The organism is Variovorax sp. FW305-3-2-15-B-LB1, assembly GCF_058787635.1.
In genome coordinates this window covers 41,946-48,197 of sequence record NZ_JBYSZY010000049.1, presented here as the reverse complement: position 1 = coordinate 48,197, position 6,252 = coordinate 41,946, and the positions used below count along the sequence as shown (strand labels likewise).

Below are 6,252 nucleotides of genomic sequence, written 5' to 3'. Positions count from 1 at the left end.
GCAGCGAAATCAAGGAGGAGGCCGCAGGCCGGGGGACATTCGCGGAGGGAAGTACCCGGTGGCCTGGGCACGCGCCCCGAACAGACCTACAACCCGTGCTCGCGCAGGAAGCGATCCAGCTCCAGGCTGCTCGAAAAGCCCAGCTTCGCGAACATGTGCGCCCGGTGCGTTTCCACCGTGCGCAGCTCCAACGGCGCGAGTTCCTGCGCGATGCGCTTGTTGGGCAGCCCCTCGGCCACGAGCCGCGCGACCTGCATCTCGCGCGGCGTGAGCTTGGCCCACAGCGCCTGCGCGGCCTGCCGGGCCTGGCGGCGCACGGCGATCTCTTCGGCTTTCTGCAACGCCTTGGCGATGCTGTCGAGCAGGCGCTCGTCGTTGCAGGGCTTTTCCAGCCAGCCGAAGGCGCCGTTCTGCACCGCCTCGACCGCCATCGGGATGTCGCCGTGCCCGGACAGGAAGATCACGACCAGCGGGCTGTCCTGCGCGCGCAGCGCGTCGAACACCTGCAGCCCGCTCATGCCCTCCATGCGCAGGTCGAGGATGGCGCAGCCCGGGCGCTGCAGGTCGGCACCGGCCAGGAAGGCCTCGCCCGAGGCGAAGGCCTGCACCGCATGGCCGCGCGACAGCAGCAGCAGGCCCAGAGAGCGGCGCACGGCCTCGTCGTCGTCGACGACGCACAGGTGGTTGGCAAGCAGGGGTGCGTTCACGGGGAAGCCTCCAGTTCGAGGGTGAAGACCGTGCCGCCGCCGGGTCGGTCGGCGAACGACAAGCGGCCGCGGTGGGCCTCCACGATGGTGCGGCAGATGTTCAGGCCCAGCCCGAGGCCGCCGGCCTTGGTGGTGAAGAAGGGCGCGAAGACCTGCTCGGCCAGCGCAGCGTCGATGCCGGGGCCGTGGTCGGCGATGCGGATGTGCACACGGCCTTCGCGCAGTTCGGCCTCGACCTCGACCACGCGCCGCTCGGGCGGCGTGCCCTGCTGCATCGCCTGCAGGCTGTTGGACAGCAGGTTCAGCAGCACCTGCTCGAGCAGCACGCGGTCGCCGCGCACGGGCGGCAGCGCGGGCGGAATGCGCACCTCGGCGCGCACCTGCCGCTGACGCATCTCGCCCTGCAGCAGCGCCAGCGCATTGGCCACCAGCGCGGCCACCGCGCAGTCCTCGGTGCCGGCGGTGCGCTGGCGCACGAAGCCGCGGATGCGCCGCACGATCTCGGCGCTGCGCTTGGCCTGCGCCACGGTCTCGTCGAGGCTGCTGGCCAGCAGCGGCTGGTTGCCCTGCGCGGCGAAGGCCTTGGCGGCGCTGGCGAAGTTGCTCAACGCCATCAGCGGCTGGTTGAGTTCGTGCGCCAGCGTGGAGGCCATCTCGCCCAGGCTGGCCAGGCGCTGCGCGTGCTGCAGCTGCTCGTCGTTCTGGCGCTGGCGCAGCTCGGCGCGCTTCTGCTCGGTGATGTCGACCACCGAGCTCATCCAGCCGCTGTGGCGGCCGTCGGCGTCGATGAGCCGCGCGGTGTAGACCATGGTGATGACCTCGTGCCCGTCGCGGTGCCGCAGGCGCGACTCGAAGCCCGAGCGCGTGGGCTGCCCGCTCATCATGGCCTCGTAGTGGAACCAGTGCTGCGTCACGTCGTCGGGGTGCCAGTAGGGGTACGGCGGCAGTCGCCCCAGCAGCTCGTCGGCGCCGTAGCCGGTCATCTCGCAGAAGGCCGGGTTGACGTAGATGATGCGGCCCTGCAGGTCGCGCGCACGCATGCCGACCAGCAGCGAGTCTTCCATCGCCTTGCGGAAGGCGTGGGCCTGGTCCAGCTCGTGGGTGCGCTCGCGCACGCGCAGTTCCAGGTCGCGCCGCGCGTCGCGCTGCTCGGCGAAGCGGCGCTCGCGCAGCCGCCAGTACAGCGCGCCCAGCAACAGCACGCCGGCGCCCAGCAGGCCGAGCATCCAGGTGCGCTCGCGCGCGCGGGTGACTTCGGCGTGGTCGGCCATCACCGTCAGGGTCCAGCCCAGGTCGGGCAAGGGCTCGTCGACGGCGAGAAAACGGCGTGCCTTGCCGCCGACCGTGGTGCGCACCAGGTAGCCCGGCGCGCCTTCGATGTGCTCGACGCGCCAGGGCAGCGGCGCGAAGCGGGTGCGCGTGCCGTACTGCTGGTCGTGCTCGATGCCGGCCAGGTCGGCGGGGCTCAGCGCCCGCGTGGCCTGGTACATCCAGCCCGGCACCGAGCTCAGGAACACGATGCCGCGCGCATCGGTCAGCAAAATCGGATCGCGCACGAAGGCCCAGGCGTCGTGCAGCTGGCGCAGGCTGACCTTGACGGTGACCACGCCCAGCACCTCGCCGCCGCCCTCGGCGCGCACCGGCGCCGACATGAACAGCCCCGGCTCGCCCGTGGTCTGGCCCACGCCGTAGAACAGGCCGCGCCGCCCGGCCCGCGCGTCGAGAAAGTACGGCCGGTTGGCGTACGACTCGCCCACGAAGCTCTGCGGCGTGGCCCAGTTGCTCGCGGCCAGCGTGAGGCCCTGCGGGTCGGTGAGGTACAGCGCGTCGGAGCCCGCGAGGCGGTTCACTTCCTCGATGTGGTGGTTGGCGCGCTGCCGCGCGGCGGGGTCCTGCGGGTGGGCCAGCACGGCCAGCACGTCGGGGTGCATGCCGGCGGTGAACGGCAGGTAGCCGTACTTGCCGGCGGCGTCGCGCAGGCCGAGCACGTGCACTTCCATGGCGCGGCGGATCGAGTCGGCCTGGAAGTTCGCCTCGCGCCGCGCGGCCCACTGGCCGGCCACGGCGATCAGCAGCAGCGCCAGCGCCACGGCGCCCGCCCAGGCCGCCAGCGCGCGGCGGCGGGAACGCGCCGGCGATGCAGAAGATGAGGGAGCAGGAAGGGACGGTTCGGGCGAAAGGGGCGGCATGGGAGGCAGGTCCGCAGGTCCGGCCGGCGCGGCGTGCGGAATTTTGCCCTGATCCGCGGGCCGGCCCTCTCTCAGGCCGCCGGCCGCAGCAGCCAGCGCACTTCCTGCGTCTGCTCGCTCTCGGGGTAGCGGGCCTCGAGCGTGGTCAGGATCGGCTGCGCCATGTCCGTGCGGCCCAGCCCCTGCACCAGCACGCGGGCCGCGAGTTCGTAGGCCTGCGGGATCGCCGCGTGGCCGCGGAAGCGCTTGTCGAAGCCCGACAGCAGCGCCAGCGTGCCGTGCGCGTCGCCGCCGCGCCATTCGGCGCGCGCCATCGCGATGACCATCGCCGGGTCGTCGAGCACGAAGGTCTTGTCGATGGCGCGGCAGGCCTTGAAGACTTTCAGCGCGTCCGATGCGAGGTCGCGCCGCATCAGCAGGGGAATGAAGCGGCGCGCGTGGTCGAACAGCGTGTCCTTCTTCTCGGGCATGAGCGCCAGCACGCGGTGGTAGCGGCGCTGCGCGGCCAGGTCGTCGGCGTCGGCGGTGCGCTGCGCCTCGTAGGCAATGCCCAGTGCGGCGGCCAGGTCGCCGTCGGTGATGCACTGCGCCACCTCGGCGTCGGTGCGCTGCGCGGCGATCTGCGCGGGCGTGCGGCGGTCGACCGGCGCGCCGATGTCGGCGCCCGCGCCGGGCACGAGGTCGATGCCGAAGGCGTCGTGGTGCTGGTACATCACGTAGCCCAGGAGGCTGGCCATCACCCAGCCGAAGTAGATGAACGCGAAGTTGACGATCGGCAGCACGATGCGTCCGTCGAACACCGGCAGCACCATCGAGATCGCCACCTGCGCGCCCGTGCTCAGCAGGAACAGGAAGAAGCACAGCAGCGCATAGGGCCAGCCGATGGTGCGCATCGCGTCCATCACGTAGCCCGGGTTCATGGCCTGGAAGAAGCTGCCCGACTGCACCAGCACGATCACCGCCGCCGGGAAGGTGAAGGACATGATGAACAGCCCCACCGTGCCCAGCACCGGCTCGTACCAGGCGAGCCAGCCGATGAGCATCGTCTGCACCAGCGAGATGGCGAAGAGCTTCCACGGCAGGTAGGTCCACTCGTCGCTCGATTCACGTCCGAAATCAGCCGAGTCGCGGATGCCGCGCGCGCCCAGCGCAATGACCTTGAAGCCGTAGCGGCTGGCCGCCAGGATGATGCCGACCTCGATGACGATGAAGGCCAGCGCATCGGGCAGGAAGAACACGGCCTCGAACAGCAGGCTGCAGAACGACAGCACCAGGCCGTAGGCCAGCGGCCGCAGCTGGAGCGGAAAGGCGAAGAAGCTGTTGAGGCGGTGCCAGAACGGCGGAGGCGGCGGCAGGGAGTCGCGGTCGATCATGGCGGGGCCTGGGGTGCTGCGGCTACTTGCGGAAGAAGTCGCTCTGGCTCATGGCGCCCGCGCCGCCCATGCGCACGACCGTGGCGTCGCTGGAATGCACGAGGCGCATCTGGCCGAGCTCGCGCTCCAGGCGCTGGCTGAAACTGGTCTTGTACTGGAGCGCGGCCTCGCCCATCTTGAGCACGCTGGTGCCCGTGACGATGGCGCTCTTGCGGTCGGTGGCCACCTCGACGGCGTCGATGTGGTACTCGTACTCGATGGTGAGGATGCCGCCCATGCGGTCGCCCACGGTGCGGAACAGCTCGAAGGTCTTCTCGACCGCCTCGCAGGCTTCCTCGCGGTTGTGGCTGCTCTCGACGGTGCGGCCCATCATCGTGACCTTGCTCTCGATCACAGCCTTGCGGCTGAGCTGCTTGCACAGCGCTTGCGCATCGCGCGAATAGATGGCGTGCGCTTCCTTGCGGTAGTAGTCGCGCGCCATCGCCTCGTCGAGCTTGCGGCCGCCGATAAAGAAATACCACGCGCCCACGCAGAGCGCGATCACGATCGCAATTTGCTTCATTCCCGCCCCCGCGCGCACGCGGTCCCGCTCCGTTTTGCGGCGCAGTATACGTTGCCGAATGTTTCCAAACGGCGGCGGGATGAGGGCGCTTAACGCGTCAGCTGGCGCGGTAGAAGATGTAGTCGGCCTGGTACTTCACGACCTGTTTCTGGCCCATGTTCGTGGCGCCGCAGGCGGCGGCGGGGGCCACGCCGCCCTGCGTGGCGACGCGCTGGATGTAGCTCACGCCCTGCATGACGCCCATGCCGGTGGCGGGGTTGGCCTTCACCAATTGGTGGGGAATGTTGCCGGTGCCGTTCGGCGCCACCGCCACCTGCGTGGCCGTGACCTTCGAGCCGTCCGCGTTCTCCCAGGTGGCGGGCGGGCCGTAGTACTTGCCGACCTGCTTGCCGGCGCGGTCCATCAGCTTGGCGTCGGGGCCGACGAAGACCCATTCGTGCTCGCCCGGCGCGTTGGCCTTGGCGCGGCACTCGTAGGTGATGTCGCCCGCGCCCACGGTTTCCATGGCCACGCGGTGGCCGGCGGGCACTTTCACGGCGTCGGGCAGGCTGGCCTGCGAAAACACCGGCAGGGGCTGGGCGCCCATGCCGGAACAGGCGGCCAGGCCAAGCGCCGCTGCGGTGGTGGAGGCCAGGACGGTCAGGGTGCGGATGTGCATGGTCGTTTCCTCGGTGTCGGATCGGTGGTGAAAGAGAAAGAGCCGCCGTCTGGAGTTCTGCATGTCGACGCCCCCCTGCCCCCTGTACGCAGCCCGAGGGCTGTTGGATTCAGACCGGTCGCGCTGAATCCGCCCGCACCGCCGGGCCGTACCTCGGACATGCGCACCGATGCCCCACAATCCGCCGATGACCGCACCCAGCCCCGACGCCGAACTGATGGCGCTGATCGACCGGATCGGCCATCACGACGAAGCCGCCCTGCGGCAGCTGTACGACCGCACCGCGCCCCGCCTCATGGGCCTGGCGATGCGCGTGGTGCGCCAGCGCGAGTGGGCCGAAGACGTGCTGCAGGAGTCCTTCCTCACCGTCTGGCGCGTGGCCGGCGACTACCGCGCCTCGCTGAGTCCGCCGCTGGCCTGGCTGGGGCTCATCGTGCGCAGCCGCTCGCTCGACCTGCTGCGCCGCCGCACCGCCGACCGCGCCCAGCTCACGCAGGAATTCGACGAGCTGATGGCCGACACCTTCGAATCCGACACGCCCAACCCGGCCGACATGGCCGATGCGAGCGAGCAGGCCTGGGCGCTGCACCAGTGCCTGAGCCAGCTCGAGGGCCGCCAGCGCGAGGTGGTCAGCCTGGCCTACCTGCGCGAGATGAGCCACAGCGAGCTGGCCGAGCAGCTCAAGCTGCCGCTGGGCACCGTGAAGACCTGGATCCGGCGCGGGCTCGACAAGCTGCGCACCTGCATGGGCCGCTTCGCCTGA

At 70.5% G+C, this 6,252-nt stretch carries 6 protein-coding genes; 1 reads left to right on the top strand and 5 read right to left on the bottom strand.

Features of this window, described 5'->3' with window-relative positions; all coding sequences use genetic code 11:
- Positions 1-86 precede the first annotated feature (86 nt).
- From AC3WQR_RS24455 to AC3WQR_RS24435, 5 genes are all read right to left on the bottom strand, one after another.
- Positions 87-707, bottom strand: coding sequence for a response regulator transcription factor (locus tag AC3WQR_RS24455; RefSeq protein ID WP_056572153.1), 621 nt, complete (start codon positions 705-707; stop codon positions 87-89).
- Complete coding sequence (locus AC3WQR_RS24450; protein ID WP_492744238.1) at positions 704-2,896, bottom strand: ATP-binding protein; 2,193 nt, start codon at positions 2,894-2,896, stop codon at positions 704-706. Before AC3WQR_RS24450 ends, AC3WQR_RS24455 begins: the two co-directional genes overlap by 4 nt.
- A gap of 71 nt (positions 2,897-2,967) precedes the next feature.
- Complete coding sequence (locus AC3WQR_RS24445) at positions 2,968-4,269, bottom strand: hypothetical protein (protein WP_492744235.1); 1,302 nt, start codon at positions 4,267-4,269, stop codon at positions 2,968-2,970.
- Between the two features lie 22 nt (positions 4,270-4,291).
- On the bottom strand, positions 4,292-4,831 hold the full coding sequence (locus AC3WQR_RS24440) for a hypothetical protein (protein WP_062474331.1): 540 nt from the start codon (positions 4,829-4,831) through the stop codon (positions 4,292-4,294).
- Between the two features lie 97 nt (positions 4,832-4,928).
- Positions 4,929-5,489: a DUF3455 domain-containing protein gene (locus AC3WQR_RS24435; RefSeq protein ID WP_492744231.1), complete on the bottom strand. Its 561-nt coding sequence runs from the start codon at positions 5,487-5,489 to the stop codon at positions 4,929-4,931.
- Positions 5,490-5,676: 187 nt separating this feature from the next.
- On the opposite strand from AC3WQR_RS24435, the gene AC3WQR_RS24430 reads away from it, so the two are divergent.
- Complete coding sequence (locus AC3WQR_RS24430) at positions 5,677-6,252, top strand: RNA polymerase sigma factor (protein ID WP_492744228.1); 576 nt, start codon at positions 5,677-5,679, stop codon at positions 6,250-6,252.

What these genes read in the sequence shown, in the direction of transcription:
- AC3WQR_RS24450 (WP_492744238.1), bottom strand. Translation starts at nt 2,896, where the DNA reads ATGCCGCCCCTTTCGCCCGAACCGTCCCTTCCTGCTCCCTCATCTTCT.
- AC3WQR_RS24445 (WP_492744235.1), bottom strand. Translation starts at nt 4,269, where the DNA reads ATGATCGACCGCGACTCCCTGCCGCCGCCTCCGCCGTTCTGGCACCGC.
- AC3WQR_RS24440 (WP_062474331.1), bottom strand. Translation starts at nt 4,831, where the DNA reads ATGAAGCAAATTGCGATCGTGATCGCGCTCTGCGTGGGCGCGTGGTAT.
- AC3WQR_RS24435 (WP_492744231.1), bottom strand. Translation starts at nt 5,489, where the DNA reads ATGCACATCCGCACCCTGACCGTCCTGGCCTCCACCACCGCAGCGGCG.
- AC3WQR_RS24430 (WP_492744228.1), top strand. Translation starts at nt 5,677, where the DNA reads ATGACCGCACCCAGCCCCGACGCCGAACTGATGGCGCTGATCGACCGG.